This window comes from Roseivivax sp. CAU 1761 (assembly GCF_054482755.1).
Map to the genome: position 1 here is coordinate 38,735 of NZ_JBTLRM010000008.1, position 15,560 is coordinate 54,294.

Genomic DNA, 15,560 nt, shown 5'->3' on the forward strand with positions numbered 1-15,560 from the left:
CATGGTGGGAGGTGCGGTCAGGAGGCCGAGCCCGCGACCGGCTCGAAGAGGTAGCCGTCGAAATCGGGGTCCTCGACATCCGACAGCGTCATCAGGGTCTCGCGCACATTGCCGAGATGGCGCCACATGGCGGCGCGCGCCTCTTCGGGGTTGCGCGCCTGCAGCGCCGACAGGATGGCCTGGTGATCCTGCAGCCAGGCCTGGCGGTAGGCGGTCTCGAAGATGCGGTTGTGCAGCTTGGCCCACATCGGGCTCTGCTCGCGCTTGCGCCAGAGCTCCTCGACGATGTCGACCAGCACCGAGTTCTGCGTCGCCTCGGCGATCAGACGGTGGAACTGGCGGTCGCCGGAATAGTCCGGATCGCCCGAAGCGAGGTCGGCGCGCTCGCGCTCAAGCGCCTCGCGCATGCGCAGGATGTCGCCCTTGGTGACCATGCGCGCGGCAAAGCCCGCGACGTCGGCCTCGATGAGCTGGCGCGCCTGCAGAAGCTCGAAGGGGCCGATATCGTCGCGCGCCGGCGCGCTGCTCAGGCGCGGGTTCTCGGCCACGAAGATGCCGGCGCCGCGGCGCACCTCGACCGCGCCCTCGATCTCGAGCAGGATCAGCGCCTCGCGGACCAGCGAGCGCGACACGTCGAGCCGTTCGGAGAGCACGCGTTCGGGCATCAGCCGGTCGCCGGCGGCCAGCCCAGCCTCGGCGATCACGCCGCGGATAGCGCGGGCGACGTCCTGATAGCGGCGCGGCGGTGTCATGGGGCGGTCTCCTCCTCGGCGCGGCGCTCGGCGTAATGCGCGGCCAGGATGTCGAAGGCCGGCTTCTTCGTCGCCTTGTCGGCGGCGATCAGGCCCTTGCGGTTCCAGCCGCGCTGAAACACGTTCTGCCGGCGCTCGACGCGGAAATCGTAGAGGATCCAGGGCGACATGCCCTTCACGTAATCGAGCGTGCGCAGCGTGGCGATCTGCTTCTCGTAGACCTCGGCCTGGTAGGCCAGCGAAAACAGGCCGGTCTCCGGGCCCTTCTCGTGGTCGCCGTCGGCGCCGGTCTCGGAGATCACCACCGGCCGGTCGGGGGCGGAGTTGCGGCCGATCACCGCCAGGTCCTCGAAGACCTCGTCGTACCAGCCGTAATATTCGTTGATGCCGATGACGTCGATATGCGCCGCCAGCCGGTCCTCGATCTTCAGCTTGTGGTGGTTGATCAGGCAGGCCGCGGCGGTCAGGCGGGTCGGGTCGAGCGCCTTCGCAGTCTCGGCCAGGTCGCGCATGAAGGCGAGGCGGGCATCGGTGTCGGGGTTCTCGTTGCCGATCGACCAGATGATCACGCTGGCGCGGTTGCGATCGCGGCGGATCAGCTCGGAAAGCTGGTTGCGGGCGTCGCGCCGCGTCGCCGGGTTGGCGAAGTCGATGGCCCAGTAGACCGGGATCTCCTCCCAGAGCAGGAATCCCATCTCGTCGGCGATCTCGGCGGCGCGCTCGTGATGCGGGTAATGCGCGAGGCGCAGGAAGTTGGCGCCCAGCTCCTTGGCATGGGCGAAGCGGCGGCGGATATCGGCCTCGGAGGTGACCTTGCCGGTCTCGGCATCGTCCTCGTGCACCGAGATGCCGCGCAGGAAGAGCGGTCGGCCGTTCAGCACGATCTCGGTGCCGCGGCGTTCGATGCTGCGAAAGCCGACGCGGTCCGACACGCCATCGCCGCCGGCGGAACAGGTCACGTCGTAGAGCCGGGGGCTGTCGGGCGACCAGAGCTCGGGCCGGACGTCGAGCGCCACCTCGCCCTGTCCGTTCTGCAGCGCGATCTCCGCGTCGATGCCCAATTCGGGGATCGCCAGCCGGGCGCTTTCGGCCGGGCCGTCGACCGCGACCGTGGCGCGGATGGCGCCGCCGTCGAGCCGCACGAAGAGGTCGCGGATGACGCTGGCCGGGGTCTCGTAGAGCGTGACCTCGCGATAGATGCCGCCGTAATTGAACCAGTCGGTGTTGCGCATCGGCACCCGATCGCGGGTGCGCGCATTGTTGACGCAGAGCGTCAGGGTGTTGCGGCCCGGCGCCAGCGCCTCGGTCAGCTCCACGCAGAACGGCGTCGAGCCGCCGTAATGGTTGCCGAGGAAGGCCCCGTTGACGAAGATCTTGCAATCGTATTGCGCGGCGCCGATGCGCAGGAAGCGGCGCCGCCCCGCGGGCAGCGGCTGCACATCGAGATCGCGGGAATACCAGCCCGACCCCTCGAAGAAGTACCACTTTTCCTTCAGCATCTGCCAGCAGGACGGCACCGGCACGGTCTCGCCGTCATGCGGGTCGTAGTCCCACGGTTCGATCCGATCCTGCGGCCGGGCCGGCGTCATGGCGAACCATTTCTGCCTGAGCCCGGTATCGAGCAGGTCGACGGCGAAGCGCCAATCTCCGTCGAGCGACCGCCCCTGGCGGCCGCCCGTGAAGATCAGCGTCTCGGCGTTCAGCGCCTGCGTGTTGAAGGGACGGTCGTAGTCCTCGTCATGCAGGCACTGAAGCGCGTTCTCCGCAAGATCGGATCTCTCCAGCATGGGCGGACCTTACGAACCCGAACCGGCGGCGCGGATGCGCTCGATCAGCGCGGCCACGGTGTCGGAGCTCTGCGCCACCTCGTCGTACATCGGCTGCACGGCCTCGACGAAGGGCGCCTTGTCGACCTCGTGGATTTCCACGCCGAGCTCGGCCTTGGCCTCCTCGATGGCGGCGTCCGACGCCTTGGTCCACGCCTCGCGGTGCGCCTCGGTCGATTCCGCCGCGGCGGTCATCAGGGCCTCCTGGTGCTCCGGCGACATGGCGTCCCAGGCGCAGTTGGAGATCACCACGACCGACGGGATGATGGTGTGCTCGTCGAGCGAGAAGTGCGACGCGACCTCGCCGTGACGCGCGGTGGTCAGCGCCGTCGGGTTGTTCTCGGCGGCGTCGACGACGCCCTGCTGCAGGGCGCTGTAGAGCTCGCCCCAGGAGATCGGGGTCGGATTGCCGCCCAGAAGCTCGACCATGCGGATGGCCGAGGGCGAGGGCTGCACGCGCACCTTCACGCCCTGCAGGTCGGCCGGCGACAGGATCGGCTTCTGGCCGTAGAACGACCGCGCGCCCTCGGTGTAATAGGCGACGCCGCGAAAGCCGTTATCGGCCGAGGCGGCGAGGATGTCGGCGCCGATCTCGCCGGTGATCACCGCGTTGAAATGCTCTTCGCTGTCAAAGATGTAGGGCAGGTTCAGCGCCGCGTAGCTTTCCTCGAAGGCCTCGAGCTCGGAGGCGTTGGAGCGCGCCATCTCGAGGGCGCAGTTCTGCACCAGCTCGATCGATTCGCGCTGCGTGCCGAGCTGCGCGTTGGGGAAGATCTGGATCTGCACTTCGCCGTCGGTCAGCTCGGCGACGCGGTCGGCCATCAGCTGCATCGACAGGTGCACCGGGTGATCCGGCGGGTTGTTGTGGTTGAGCCGCAGGGTCGCCGCCTCGGCGGCTGCGGTGGCCGCGACGAGCGCGGTGGTGGCCAGAACGGCCGACGTCACACGAGTCATGGTATCCTCCCGGATGTGGTCCTTGGCCGCCCCTCCTGGTCGACCAATTCGCGGTAAAGATGGGGTAGGCGACCGCAAGTAGTCAACCCGTTTTTAAATTGGTTGACCAATTGAGCGACGACTGCGAGGGTGGCGGCCACGTTCCGGCTCGGCCGAGTCGGAGGCTGCGCGGCCGCGCGGCCGGAGACCCCGGGAGGAGGTTCCAGAAATGAAAACTGCCGTCGACGCGGTCCTGCGCTGGATCGTCGTGGCGATCTTCGCGACATTGGTGGTGTGCGTGTGCTGGCAGGTGGTCAGCCGGTACCTGCTGGGCACGCCGAGCGTGCTGACCGACGAGATCGCCCGCTTCCTGTTCATGTGGCTGGCGCTGATCGGCGGCGCCTACACGCTCGGCCTGCGCCGCCACCTCGCCATCGACCTTCTGACCCTGCCGCTGACCGGGCGCGCCAAGCTGGCCTCGGAGGCGGCGATCCTGGCCGTGGTGGTCGCCTTCGCCGGCGCGGTGATGGTCTGGGGCGGCGGCTCGCTGACCCTGAAGACGCTGGCCTCGGGCCAGCTCACCCCGGCGCTGCGGATCTCCATGGCCTGGGTCTACGCCGCCATCCCGTTCTCCGGGCTGGTGATGATCTATTACTGCCTGCTGTTCTTCGCCGACATCGCCCGGGGCCGGATGCCCGTGGGCGAGGCGGAGAGCGACCTGCCGCTGGAATGAGGGGACGGAAATGAGCGACGCGATCTGGGTTCTGTTCGGCTCCTTCGGGGTGCTGATGGCCATGGGCGTGCCCATCGCCTTCGCCATCGGCGCGGCGGCCACGCTGACCTTCCTTTTGTTCATGGGGGTCGAGCAATCGGTCTTCATCGTCGCCCAGCAGATGGCCTCGGGGCTCGACAGCTTCACCCTGCTGGCGATCCCGTTCTTCATCCTCGCCGGCAACATCATGAACCGCGGCGGCATCGCGCTGAGGCTGATCGAGTTCGCCAAGGTGCTGGCCGGCCGGCTGCCCGGGGCGCTGGCGCATTGCAACGTCATCGCCAACATGCTGTTCGGCTCGATCTCGGGCTCCGCCGTGGCCTCCGCCGCGGCCGTGGGCGGGGTGATGGCGCCGCTGCAGGCGCGCGAAGGCTACGACCGCGACTTCTCGGCCGCGGTCAACATCGCCTCCTCGCCCACCGGCCTGCTGATCCCGCCCTCCTCGACGCTGATCGTCTACTCGCTGATCACCGGCGGCACCTCGATCGCGGCGCTCTTCGTCGCCGGCTACCTGCCGGGGCTGCTGATGGGCCTGGGCCTCATGGTGGTCGCCGGCATCATCGCCAAGAAGCGCGGCTATCCGGTGCCGCCGCGGCCCAGCTGGTGCGAGGTCTGGCGCGCCGGGCGCGACGCGGTGCTGCCGCTCGGCCTGATCGTGGTGATCATGGGCGGCATCATCGGCGGCGTCTTCACCGCCACCGAGGCCGCCGCCGCCGCCGTGGTCTACGCGCTGCTGCTGGCGCTGGTCTGGTACCGCGAGATCAGTGTGCGCGACCTGCCGCGCATCCTCGTCGAATCCGCGGTCACCACCTCGGTGGTGCTGCTGATGATCGGCGCCTCGATCGCGATGAGCCGGGCGATGGCCTTCGGGATGATCCCCAACACCATCTCGGACCTGCTGCTGGGCCTGTCGGACAACCCGCTGGCGATCCTGCTCGCGATCAACATCACCCTGCTGATCGTCGGCACCTTCATGGACATGACGCCGGCGCTGCTGATCTTCACGCCGATCTTCCTGCCGGTGGTGCAGGGGCTCGGCATGGATCCGGTGCATTTCGGCATCATGATGACCTTCAACCTCTGCATCGGCATCTGCACCCCGCCGGTGGGCTCGGCGCTGTTCGTCGGCTGCTCGGTCGGCGGCACCTCGATCGCCAAGGTCATCCGGCCGCTGCTGCCGCTCTACGCGGTGCTCTTCGTGCTGCTGCTCGTGGTCACCTACGTGCCCGAGATCAGCCTCTTCCTGCCACGACTGCTGCTGGGATACGGCGGATGAAAGTTCTCAAGACCTGGGCCCTCGAGGCCACCCACCCGAACGGCGCCGACCTGCGGGTGGAGGGCCGTCACCTGCTGCGCCTGCGGGTTCTGGACGAGGCGCTGATCCGCGTCTCCCTTCTGAAGGACGGCGCCTGGCGGCTCGGCCGGTCCTGGGCGGTGGCGCCCGAGGGCGAAACACCCTGGGAGGGCCGCGACCGCGACGGCGATGCGGGCTTTGCCTGCCCCGCGGCGCAAGTGACGCAGGACGGCGACCGGCTGGTGATCCAGACCGGGACCCTGCGGCTCACCGTGTCGACCCCGCTGCATCTGAGCTGGGCGGCGCAGATTGACGGCGCCTGGCACACCTTCGTCGAGGAGCGGCCGACCGGCGGCACGCTGCTGGGCGTCAAGGATCACAAGCACCAGCATTACCTCCGCCGCTATGCCGGCGAGCCGGTGCACGGCCTCGGCGAGAAGACCGGCGATCTGAACCGCGCCGGCCGCCGCTTCGAGATGCGCAACCTCGACGCCATGGGCTACGATGCCGAGACCACCGACCCGCTCTACAAGCACGTCCCCTTCACCATGACCCGGACCGAAGAGGCCGGCGCCTGGTCGATCTTCTACGACAACTTCGCCTCCTGCTGGCTCGACCTTGGCAACGAGCTCGACAATTACCACCTTCCCTATCGCGGCTACCGGGCCGAGGACGGCGATCTCGACTATTACGTCCGCTGGGCGCCCGAGCTTCTCGACCTGGTGAAGGGGCAGGTGCGGCTGACCGGCGGCACCGCCTTCCCGCCGCGCTGGACGCTGGGCTATTCCGGCTCGACCATGAGCTACACCGACGCCCCCGACGCGCAGGCGCAGCTCGAAGGCTTCCTTGCCAAGCTGGCGGAGCACGACCTGCCCTGCGACAGCTTCCAGATGTCCTCGGGCTACACCTCGATCGGGCCGAAGCGCTACGTCTTCAACTGGAACACCGAAAAGGTCCCCGACATCGACGCCATGGCGGCCAGGTTCCACGATGCCGGCGTGCACCTGATCGCCAACATCAAGCCGTGCCTGCTGCAGGACCATCCGCGCTACGACGAGGTCGCGGCGGCCGGGCTCTTCGTGCGCGACAGCCAGGCGTGGGAGCGCCCCGAACGCTCGGTCTTCTGGGATGACGAAGGGTCGCATCTCGACTTCACCAATCCCGAGGCGGTGGCCTGGTGGCAGGACGGCGTGACCCGGCAGCTGCTCGAGCACGGCATCGGCTCGACCTGGAACGACAACAACGAATACGAGATCTGGGACGCCGCGGCGCCCTGCCACGGCTTCGGCAGCCCTGTCGAGATCGGGCTGATCCGGCCGATCATGCCGATCCTGATGACCCGCGCGAGCTTCGAGGCGCAGCGCGCCCATGCCCCCGAGCGCCGGCCCTACCTGATCACCCGCTCCGGCGCGCCGGGCCTGCAGCGCTACGCCCAGACCTGGTCGGGCGACAACCGCACCGAATGGAAGACGCTGCGCTACAATATCCGCACCGGGCTCGGCATGTCGCTGTCGGGCTTCTACAATATCGGCCACGATGTCGGCGGCTTCGCCGGTCCGCGGCCTGGGCCCGAGCTGTTCCTGCGCTGGGTGCAGAACGGCATCTTCCATCCCCGCTTCACCATCCATTCCTGGAACGACGACGCCACGGTGAACGAGCCGTGGATGTATCCCGAGATCCTGCCGCAGATCCGCGACGCGCTGGCGCTGCGCTACCGGCTGATCCCCTACATCTACACCCTGCTCTGGGACGCGGTGATGGCGGACGAGCCGATGCTGCGTCCGGTCTTCCTCGACCATCCGGACGACCCGCAGGCCTGGGTGGAATGCGACGAGTTCCTGCTCGGCCGCGATCTTCTGGTCGCCAACGTGATCGAGGCGGCCGCCACCGAGCGGCGGGTGCGCCTCCCCGAGAACGGCACCGGATGGTGGCAGCTCGCCTCCGGCACCTGGCACGCCCCGGGCGCGACGGTGACGGTGCCGGTCGACCTGTCGTCGATGCCGCTCTTCGCACGCGCCGGATCGGTGATCCCGGTCTCCACCGGCGCCATGCGGGCCGCGCCCGAGGCAGATCGCGGCCGCGAACTCTGGCTCTTCCCCGAGCCCGAAACCGGCGGTGCGGCGGGACGCCTCTACGAGGATGACGGGGTCAGCGCCTCGGGCCCGTTCAGCCTGCTCGACTTCCGGCTCGAGGGCGGGCCGGACGGCCTGGCGCTCGACTGGCGGCAGGAGGGCGCCGGCGCGCCCTGGTGTGCGGAGGCGCGTGCCGTGCTGCCCGCGGGCGAGACCCGCCCCCTCAGGGTGCGCGGCGCCGAGGTGGCGGAGGGCGCGTCCTTCGCGCTCTGACGCGCCGATCCTGCCACACCGGGCCGGGCGCGCCGCGGCGCCCGGTTGACCCGCCCTGCCGCCTCTTGGATTCTTGCATTCGCATGTGACGCCCCCGGACCCGGAGGCGGACGAGGAGGGCGGTGATGAGTGAGCAGGGCGGCGAGGATGCGATCGAGCGGGCCGGGCGGTCGCTGGGCGAGATGGGGCTGTGGCAGTTCGCGCCCTACCTGATGAACCGCATCATGGGGCGCTACAACGCCGAGCTGCAGACGGCGCTGCGGGCGCATGACCTGACCACCGCCAAGGCCCGCACGCTGGCCGTGCTGGCCGTGGTGCCGGGCCTCACGATCAACGAATTGTCGGTCTACGCGGTGACCGAGCAATCGACCATGTCGCGCACGCTCGATGCGCTGGAGAAGGCCGGGCTGGTCAGCCGGACCGCGCGCCCCGACGATGCGAGGGTGCGCGAGATCGCCCTAACCGACCGCGGCCGGGCCGAATTCGAGCGCCTCTGGCCGCTGATGCAGGCGCGCCATGACGAGATGTTCGCGGGCATCGACGATGCCGAGCACGCGGCCTTCGTGACGACGCTGCAGAAGGTGCTGCGCAACATCCGCCGCCACGAGATCTGAGGGCGAAATCGCGGCCCGCCACCGTCCGGCGGGAAAAATTCGCGCCGAGGCCGCCTCAGCCTTTGCCAAACAATATGCAAATGGATATAACTGTCCCCGAAGACACCCGGAGGGCATCATGGCGGAACGCTCGTTCAAGAAGGAAGTCGAGCAGCTGCGCATCGGCGCGGGGGAGACCTTCCGCGGCGAGGGCATCCTCGCCATCACCAAGGCGCTTCTCGAGAACGGCGTCGGCTATGTCGGCGGCTACCAGGGCGCGCCGATCTCCCATTTGATGGACGTGCTGGCCGATGCCGAGGATCTGATGGCCGAGCTCGGCATCCGCTTCGAGGCCAACGCCTCGGAGGCCGCGGCGGCGGCGATGCTGGCGGCCTCGGTGCATTACCCGATCCGCGGCGCGGTGACCTTCAAGGGCGCGGTCGGCACCAACGTGGCCTCCGACGCGCTCGCCAACCTCGCCTCGGGCGGGGTGACCGGCGGCGCGCTGGTGATCGTCGGCGAGGATTACGGCGAGGGCTCCTCGATCATGCAGGAGCGCAGCTACGCCTTCGCCATGAAGTCGCAGATCTGGCTCCTCGACCCGCGGCCCAACCTGCCCTCGATCACCCAGGCCGTGCGCCACGGCTTCGAGCTTTCCGAGGCCTCAAACACCCCGGTCATGCTGCAGCTGCGGATCCGCTGCTGCCACGTCCACGGCGCCTTCGAGGCCGCCGACAACGTCCCCCCGCCGCTCACCGTGCGCGAGGCGGTGGCCAATCCGCGCCGCGACACCGGGCGCATCGTGCTGCCCCCGGCCTCGTTCCGCCACGAGCAGGAGAAGATCGCCAAGCGCTGGCCGGCGGCGCTCGACTACATCCGCGAGAACGGCCTGAACGAAGTCTTCGGCCCTGAGGCCGGGCCGGTCGGGATCGTCCTGCAGGGCGGGCATTACAACGGCGTCATCCGCGCCCTGCAGCGCCTCGGCCTGGCCGACGTGCACGGCGAGAGCGCCGTGCCGCTCTACTGCATGAACGTCACCTATCCCATTTTGGACGATGAGTTTCTGTCCTTCTGCGAAGGCAAGGACGCGGTCCTCGTCGTGGAGGAGGGCCAGCCCGACCACATGGAACAGGGCCTGCGCGCCATCCTCCACAAGGCGGGCGCCACGGTGAAGCTCGCCGGCAAGGACGTGTTGCCGATGGCCGGCGAATATACCGGGCAGGTGCTGCTCGAGGGGGTCGAGGCCTTCCTGCGCCGCCATGCCGGCGACCTGCTGCCCGATCGCGGCCGCGCGCCGAACCGCCCGGGCCCGGTGCCGGATCTCTCCGAGGTCGTCCCGGGCCGGCCGCCCGGCTTCTGCACCGGCTGCCCGGAGCGGCCGATCTTCGCCGCCATGAAGCTGGTGGAGGAGGAGATGGGGCCGCACCAGATCTCCGCCGATATCGGCTGCCACCTGTTCTCGATCATGCCGCCCTTCGAGATCGGCGGCACCACCATGGGCTACGGGCTCGGGCCGGCGTCGAACGCCGCCTTCGACGGCGGCGGCGACAAGCGGCCGATCTCGATCCTCGGCGATGGCGGCTTCTGGCACAACGGGCTGTCCTCCTCGATCGGCAACGCGGTGTTCAACAAGTCCGACGGCGTGACCATCGTGGTCGACAATTACTATTCCGCCGCCACCGGCGGGCAGGACATCCTGTCGTCCCGCGCCGAGAACAGCACCAAGGCCACCAAGCACCCGATCAAGCGCGCGCTCGAGGGCGTCGGCGTCGGCTGGGTGCGCCAGATCGACCGCACCTACGACGTCAAGAAGATGCGCGACACGCTGAAGGAGGCGCTGACCACCGGGCACGAGGGGCCCAAGGTCATCGTCGCCTCGTCGGAATGCATGCTGAACCGCCAGCGCCGCGAGAAGCCGCTCTTGGCCAAGGCGATCAAGGACGGGCGCCGGGTCGAACGGCCGAAATTCGGCGTCGACGAGGAGGTCTGCACCGGCGATCACGCCTGCATGCGGCTGTCGGGCTGCCCCTCGCTGACCCTGAAGATGCCCGACGACCCGCTGCGCGACGATCCGGTGGCGCATATCGACCAGACCTGCGTCGGCTGCGGCAATTGCGGCGAGGTCGCCGATGCCGCGGTGCTCTGCCCGTCCTTCTACCAGGCCGACCTGGTCCACAATCCCGGCCGCTGGGAACGCCGGCGCGCCGGCTGGCGGCGCCGGGTGATCGGCTGGCTGCAACAGCGCCGGGCCGCCTCGCGGCCGCTGAAGGAGGCCGCGCAATGACCCAGATGACCGACGCCGCCGCCTTCCGGCCCGCCGCCCGCGACCTGCGCCTCGACGATATCGTCAAGCTGGCGATCCTCGCCGTGGGCGGGCAGGGCGGCGGCGTGCTGACCAACTGGATCGTCGATCTCGCCGAACGCAACGGCTACGCGGTGCAATCGACCAGCGTCGCCGGCGTGGCGCAGCGCACCGGCGCCACCATCTACTATGTCGAGATGATGCCGGAGACCGGGCAGACGCCGGTCTTCGCGCTGGCGCCGGCGGAGGGCGATGTCGACATCCTGATTGCGGCCGAGCTGATGGAGGCGGGGCGCGCCATCATGCGCGGCTTCGTCACGCCTGATCGCACCACCCTCATCGCCTCGACCCACCGCGCGCTCGCGGTGAGCGAGAAGATCGTGCCCGGAACCGGGCTCGCGGATGGCGAGGCGGTGCTGCGCGCCGCGCGGGAGTCGGCCCGCCGGGTGCTCGCCTACGACATGGAGGAGACCGCGCGGGAGGCCGGCTCGGTGATCTCGGCCAGCCTCTTCGGGGCCCTGGCCGGCTCGGGCACGCTGCCCTTCCCGGTGGAGAGCTACCGCGAGACGATCCGCGCCTCGGGTCGCGGCGTCGCGGCCTCGCCCGCCGCCTTCGACCTCGCCCGCGCGCGCGCCGCCGAGGGACGCGGCGCGGCGCCGGGCGGCTCCGAGGCGACGCCCGAGGGCGCCATGGAGAAGCCGCCGGGGGGCACGCTGCCGCCGGCGGCCACGCCGCTGGAGGCGGAGGAAACCGCGGCCGGGATTGCCCTGCCGGAGGCGCAGCGCCCGGCCTGGGAGGCGCTCGTGGCGCGGCTGCGCAAGCTGCCCGGTGAGGCGCAGTCAAACGCACGGGCGGGCCTTGTAAAGGTCGTTGATTTTCAGGATGTTGACTACGGGGCCGACTATCTCGACCGGGTCGAGCGGGCCTGTGCCGCGGACTGCGAAGCCGGGGGCGCGGACCGGTCCTGGGGCTTCACGTCAACAGCCGCGAAATATCTCGCAAATGCAATGTCCTACGACGATCTCTTGAGAGTCGCGGACCTGAAGACGCGGGGCGACCGCAGCCCCCGCATCGCCGACGAGATGCGCGCCACCGAGGGCACGCTGGTGCAGGTGACGGAGTATTTCCACCCCGGCGCCGCCGAGGTGCTGAGCATCCTGCCCGCCGGGCTCGGACGCCGCATCGAGGCCCGACCGGGCCTCGTCCGGGCGCTCGACCGGCTGGTCAACCGCGGCCGACGCGTGCGCAGCGACACGCTGCGGGGCTTCCTGCCGCTCTACGCGCTGGCCGGGCTGCGGCGCTGGCGCCGCCGGCTGCTGCGCCACGAGCGCGAGATGGCCCATCTCGAGGCCTGGCTGGCCGCCGCGCTGGCGCGGCTGCCGCACGATTACGCGCTGGCGGTGGAGACGCTGCGCATAAGGCGCCTCGTCAAGGGCTACAGCGACACCCATGCCCGCGGCCTCGCCAAGTTCGACCGCGTCATGGCGGGGGCGGCGCTGGTCGAGGGCCGCGCCGACGCCGCCGAATGGACCGCCCGGCTGATCACCGCGGCGCTCGCCGATCCCCGCGGCGAGGCGCTCGACGGCGCTCTGCGCACCATCCGCTCCTTCACCGAGCCGCAGGCCGCCTGACCGCTGCCGCCCCCCGCGCGCAGCCCCGTGCCGCGGTGCAGCGCGGGACGCTTGCGCCCTTACCTGCCATGTGCCACAGGGCGCGCGCGCGACCGCGATGGCCGGCTTCGGTTTTGCAGCCCGGCCCGGCGCGCTAGCTAGTGGCGCGGCGGGCCTCGAATGCGGGCCGCCGGGTCGGGGGTTTCAGGCGGAGGTCGTGATGAGGGCGCTTCTCCCGCTGGCGCGGGTCATCGATACAATCAACGGCGTGGTGGGCCGGGCGGTGGCCTGGCTGCTGCTCGCCGCGGTGCTGGTCTCGGCCGGCAACGCGGTGATCCGAAAGAGCTTCAACCTGTCGTCCAACGCCTGGCTGGAACTGCAATGGTACCTGTTCGGCGCGGTCTTCATGATCTGCGCCGCCTGGACCTTGCGCGAGGACGAACATGTCCGGGTCGACGTGCTGTCGTCGCGTCTGTCGATGCGGTCCCGGGTCTGGATCGACCTCGTCTGCCACATCCTCTTCCTGATGCCCTTCGCGGTGCTGATGGTCTGGCTGTCCTGGCCGTTCTTCGTCACCTCCTACGTGTCCGGCGAGGCCTCGAGCAATGCCGGCGGGCTGATCCGCTGGCCGGCCAAGCTCTTCGTGCTGGTGGGCTTCGCGCTGCTGATGGCGCAGGGCGTCTCGGAGATCGTCAAGAAGGCGGCGATGCTCACCGGCGCGCTGCCGCTGCCCGCGGCCGAAGACGCCGCCGACCATGCCGCCGAGCGGAGGGGCTGAGCCATGATCGAACTCGTCGCGCACAACCTCGCCCCGATCATGTTCATCTCCGTCATGGCGATGCTGGTGCTGGGCTACCCCGTTGCCCTGACGCTCGCCGCGGGTGGGCTCTTCTACTTCGTCGTTGGTGTCGGACTGTCCGACTACTCTAGTGAAATCAATCTGTTCTGGCCGCTTCTTCGCGCGATGCCGGAACGTGTCTTCGGCATCATGTCGAACGACACGCTGCTGGCCATTCCATTCTTCACCTTCATGGGGCTGATCCTCGAACGCTCCGGCATGGCCGAGGACCTGCTCGACACGGTGGGCCAGCTCTTCGGACCGCTGCGCGGCGGCGTGGCCTTCGCGGTGGTGCTGGTGGGCGCGCTGCTGGCCGCCACCACCGGCGTCGTCGCCGCCTCGGTGATCGCCATGGGGCTGATTTCGCTGCCGATCATGCAGCGCTACAAGTACGACCCCTCGGTCGCCACCGGCACCATCGCCGCCGCCGGCACGCTGGCGCAGATCGTGCCGCCGAGCCTCGTGCTGATCGTCATGGCCGACCAGCTCGGCGTGTCGGTCGGCGACATGTATCTCGGCGCGCTCTACCCGGCGCTGATCGTGGTGGCGCTCTACTGCGTCTATGTCTTCGCGCTGACCCTGCTGCGCCCCGAGGCGGTGCCGGCGCTGCCGCCCGAGGAGCGGCGGCTGGGCGGCGGCGTGCTGTCGCTGCTGGTCATGGCCGGCCTCGCGGTGCTGCTCTACATGGGCTCGGCGCGGCTCCTCTTCGGTGAGGTCACGCCGGCCTCGCGGGTGGTCTTCGCCTCGGCTTTCACGGTCGTGGTGCTCTACGCCATCGCGCTCGGCAACCGCTATCTCAAGCTCGGCGTGCTGTCGCGGCTGACCGAGGAGGTGGTGATCGTGCTGATCCCGCCGCTGGCGCTGATCTTCCTCGTGCTCGGCACCATCTTCCTCGGCATCGCCACGCCGACCGAGGGTGGCGCCATGGGCGCGGTCGGCGCGCTCTTGCTGGCGCTGGCCAAGCGGCGGCTCGACGGGGCCACGCTGCGCTCGGCGGTCGAGGCCACGGCCAAGCTCTCGGCCTTCGTGATGTTCATCCTGATCGGCGCCCGGGTCTTCGGCCTGACCTTCTACGGCGTCAACGGCCAGGTCTGGCTCGAGGAGCTGCTGCTGGCGCTGCCCGGCGGGCAGATCGGCTTCCTCGTCGTCGTCACCATCGTGATCTTCATCCTCGGCTGCTTCCTCGACTTCTTCGAGATCGCCTTCATCCTGGTGCCGTTGCTGGCGCCGGTGGCCGAGACGCTGGGCATCGACCTGATCTGGTTCGGGGTGATCCTGTCGCTGAACCTGCAGACCTCGTTCCTGACGCCGCCCTTCGGCTTCGCGCTGTTCTATCTCAGGTCGGTGGCGCCGACCCGGGACTGGCAGGACGAGAGCTCCGGCGAGACCCTGCCGCGGGTCCGCACGCAGGAGATCTATCGCGGCGTGCTGCCCTATATCGCGCTGCAATTCGCGATGATCCTGCTGGTGATCTTCGTGCCCGGGCTGGTGACGCATTACGACGATGCCCGCGGGGTGCGGGCGCCGGCGACCCAGAGCGCGCCGGCCGAGGGCGGCACCGGCGGGCTGAACTTCGGCACGCCGTCCTCCGAGGCGCCCTCCGGTGCGCCGTCCGGCGGGTTCAACTTCGGCGGCAGCGGCGGCGGCCAGGAGGCCCCCGAGACCGGCTCGGGCGGCTTCAATTTCGGCGGCGACGCGCCGGCACCCTCGGGCGGGCCGTCCGAGGCCCCCGGCGAGGCGCCCGCCGCACCGGAGGCTTCCGGCACCCCGGGCGGGTTCAACTTCGGCGGCGAGAGCGCGCCTGCGGAGCCCGAGCCGGCCCCGCAGGACAGCGCGCCCGAGGACGGCTTCAATTTCGGCGCCCCGCAGGCGCCGGCGGAGGAGGAGCCTGAGCCCGAGCCCGAGAGCCAGCCGTCCGACCCGGCCCCGGCCGACAGCGGAAGCGGAGGCTTCAACTTCGGCAACTGAGCCCCGCCCGATCGTCGCACAGAGGACCGCGACCGACCCTGGGAGGGCGCCGGCCATTTTTCTCGTGATGGGCGCTTTATCCCCAAAGCCCCGGACGACGGCCCTGCGGCGCGCGACATCGCCAGAGCGCCCTCCCGGGGGGAGGGTCGGGCGCGGCCCGGGGCTGGGCGCCCCGGACCAACGCCCGTGAGGGTTAGTCCTCAGGGAATTGCAGCGGGAAGGCCGTGCCGAGGGCACTGCTCACCGAGGCAAAGCGTTCCGGAGTATCCCCAGCGGTAAATCGGAAAAGTCCGCCCGCCCTGAATGGATCGACGAGGATCGCGCCCG

Annotated in this window: 11 protein-coding genes; 8 read left to right on the plus strand and 3 right to left on the minus strand. The window is 69.8% G+C overall.

Annotated features, from left to right (window positions below; translation table 11 throughout):
- Positions 1–17: 17 nt before the first annotated feature.
- From ACXYMW_RS07215 to ACXYMW_RS07225, 3 genes are read right to left on the minus strand one after another with little or no spacing between them, the layout of a single operon-like run.
- On the minus strand, positions 18–752 hold the full coding sequence (locus tag ACXYMW_RS07215; protein ID WP_459034631.1) for an FCD domain-containing protein: 735 nt from the start codon (positions 750–752) through the stop codon (positions 18–20).
- A complete protein-coding gene (locus tag ACXYMW_RS07220) occupies positions 749–2,539 on the minus strand; it encodes a glycoside hydrolase family 2 protein (RefSeq protein ID WP_459034632.1) in 1,791 nt (596 codons plus the stop codon). Before ACXYMW_RS07220 ends, ACXYMW_RS07215 begins: the two co-directional genes overlap by 4 nt.
- A 9-nt stretch (positions 2,540–2,548) precedes the next feature.
- Positions 2,549–3,532: a TRAP transporter substrate-binding protein gene (locus ACXYMW_RS07225; protein ID WP_459034633.1), complete on the minus strand. Its 984-nt coding sequence runs from the start codon at positions 3,530–3,532 to the stop codon at positions 2,549–2,551.
- A gap of 208 nt (positions 3,533–3,740) precedes the next feature.
- Between ACXYMW_RS07225 and ACXYMW_RS07230 the strand changes: the two genes are divergently transcribed.
- The 8 genes from ACXYMW_RS07230 (at position 3,741) to ACXYMW_RS07265 (ending at position 15,233) form a co-directional block, all read left to right on the plus strand.
- Complete coding sequence (locus ACXYMW_RS07230; RefSeq protein WP_459034634.1) at positions 3,741–4,244, plus strand: TRAP transporter small permease; 504 nt, start codon at positions 3,741–3,743, stop codon at positions 4,242–4,244.
- 10 nt (positions 4,245–4,254) lie between these two features.
- Positions 4,255–5,559: a TRAP transporter large permease gene (locus ACXYMW_RS07235; protein ID WP_459034635.1), complete on the plus strand. Its 1,305-nt coding sequence runs from the start codon at positions 4,255–4,257 to the stop codon at positions 5,557–5,559.
- Entirely contained in the window at positions 5,556–7,922 is a 2,367-nt protein-coding gene (locus tag ACXYMW_RS07240) for a glycoside hydrolase family 31 protein (RefSeq protein ID WP_459034636.1), read from the plus strand. The genes ACXYMW_RS07235 and ACXYMW_RS07240 overlap by 4 nt, the downstream gene beginning before the upstream one ends.
- Before the next feature lie 125 nt (positions 7,923–8,047).
- Positions 8,048–8,536, plus strand: a complete 489-nt coding sequence (locus ACXYMW_RS07245) for a MarR family winged helix-turn-helix transcriptional regulator (protein ID WP_459034637.1) — start codon at positions 8,048–8,050, stop codon at positions 8,534–8,536.
- Between the two features lie 118 nt (positions 8,537–8,654).
- Positions 8,655–10,799, plus strand: coding sequence for a thiamine pyrophosphate-dependent enzyme (locus ACXYMW_RS07250; protein ID WP_459034638.1), 2,145 nt, complete (start codon positions 8,655–8,657; stop codon positions 10,797–10,799).
- Positions 10,796–12,448 carry an indolepyruvate oxidoreductase subunit beta family protein gene (locus ACXYMW_RS07255; protein ID WP_459034639.1) on the plus strand — a complete coding sequence of 551 codons (1,653 nt, stop codon included), beginning with the start codon at positions 10,796–10,798 and terminating at the stop codon, positions 12,446–12,448. The genes ACXYMW_RS07250 and ACXYMW_RS07255 overlap by 4 nt, the downstream gene beginning before the upstream one ends.
- A gap of 199 nt (positions 12,449–12,647) precedes the next feature.
- Positions 12,648–13,205 carry a TRAP transporter small permease subunit gene (locus tag ACXYMW_RS07260; RefSeq protein WP_459034640.1) on the plus strand — a complete coding sequence of 186 codons (558 nt, stop codon included), beginning with the start codon at positions 12,648–12,650 and terminating at the stop codon, positions 13,203–13,205.
- Positions 13,206–13,208: 3 nt separating this feature from the next.
- Positions 13,209–15,233: a TRAP transporter large permease gene (locus ACXYMW_RS07265; protein WP_459034641.1), complete on the plus strand. Its 2,025-nt coding sequence runs from the start codon at positions 13,209–13,211 to the stop codon at positions 15,231–15,233.
- Positions 15,234–15,560: the final 327 nt, after the last annotated feature.

Coding starts and splice junctions, on each gene's coding strand:
- ACXYMW_RS07235 (WP_459034635.1), top strand. CDS start 4,255: ATGAGCGACGCGATCTGGGTTCTGTTCGGCTCCTTCGGGGTGCTGATG.
- ACXYMW_RS07255 (WP_459034639.1), top strand. CDS start 10,796: ATGACCCAGATGACCGACGCCGCCGCCTTCCGGCCCGCCGCCCGCGAC.
- ACXYMW_RS07230 (WP_459034634.1), top strand. CDS start 3,741: ATGAAAACTGCCGTCGACGCGGTCCTGCGCTGGATCGTCGTGGCGATC.
- ACXYMW_RS07220 (WP_459034632.1), bottom strand. CDS start 2,539: ATGCTGGAGAGATCCGATCTTGCGGAGAACGCGCTTCAGTGCCTGCAT.
- ACXYMW_RS07240 (WP_459034636.1), top strand. CDS start 5,556: ATGAAAGTTCTCAAGACCTGGGCCCTCGAGGCCACCCACCCGAACGGC.
- ACXYMW_RS07215 (WP_459034631.1), bottom strand. CDS start 752: ATGACACCGCCGCGCCGCTATCAGGACGTCGCCCGCGCTATCCGCGGC.
- ACXYMW_RS07260 (WP_459034640.1), top strand. CDS start 12,648: ATGAGGGCGCTTCTCCCGCTGGCGCGGGTCATCGATACAATCAACGGC.
- ACXYMW_RS07225 (WP_459034633.1), bottom strand. CDS start 3,532: ATGACTCGTGTGACGTCGGCCGTTCTGGCCACCACCGCGCTCGTCGCG.
- ACXYMW_RS07245 (WP_459034637.1), top strand. CDS start 8,048: ATGAGTGAGCAGGGCGGCGAGGATGCGATCGAGCGGGCCGGGCGGTCG.
- ACXYMW_RS07265 (WP_459034641.1), top strand. CDS start 13,209: ATGATCGAACTCGTCGCGCACAACCTCGCCCCGATCATGTTCATCTCC.
- ACXYMW_RS07250 (WP_459034638.1), top strand. CDS start 8,655: ATGGCGGAACGCTCGTTCAAGAAGGAAGTCGAGCAGCTGCGCATCGGC.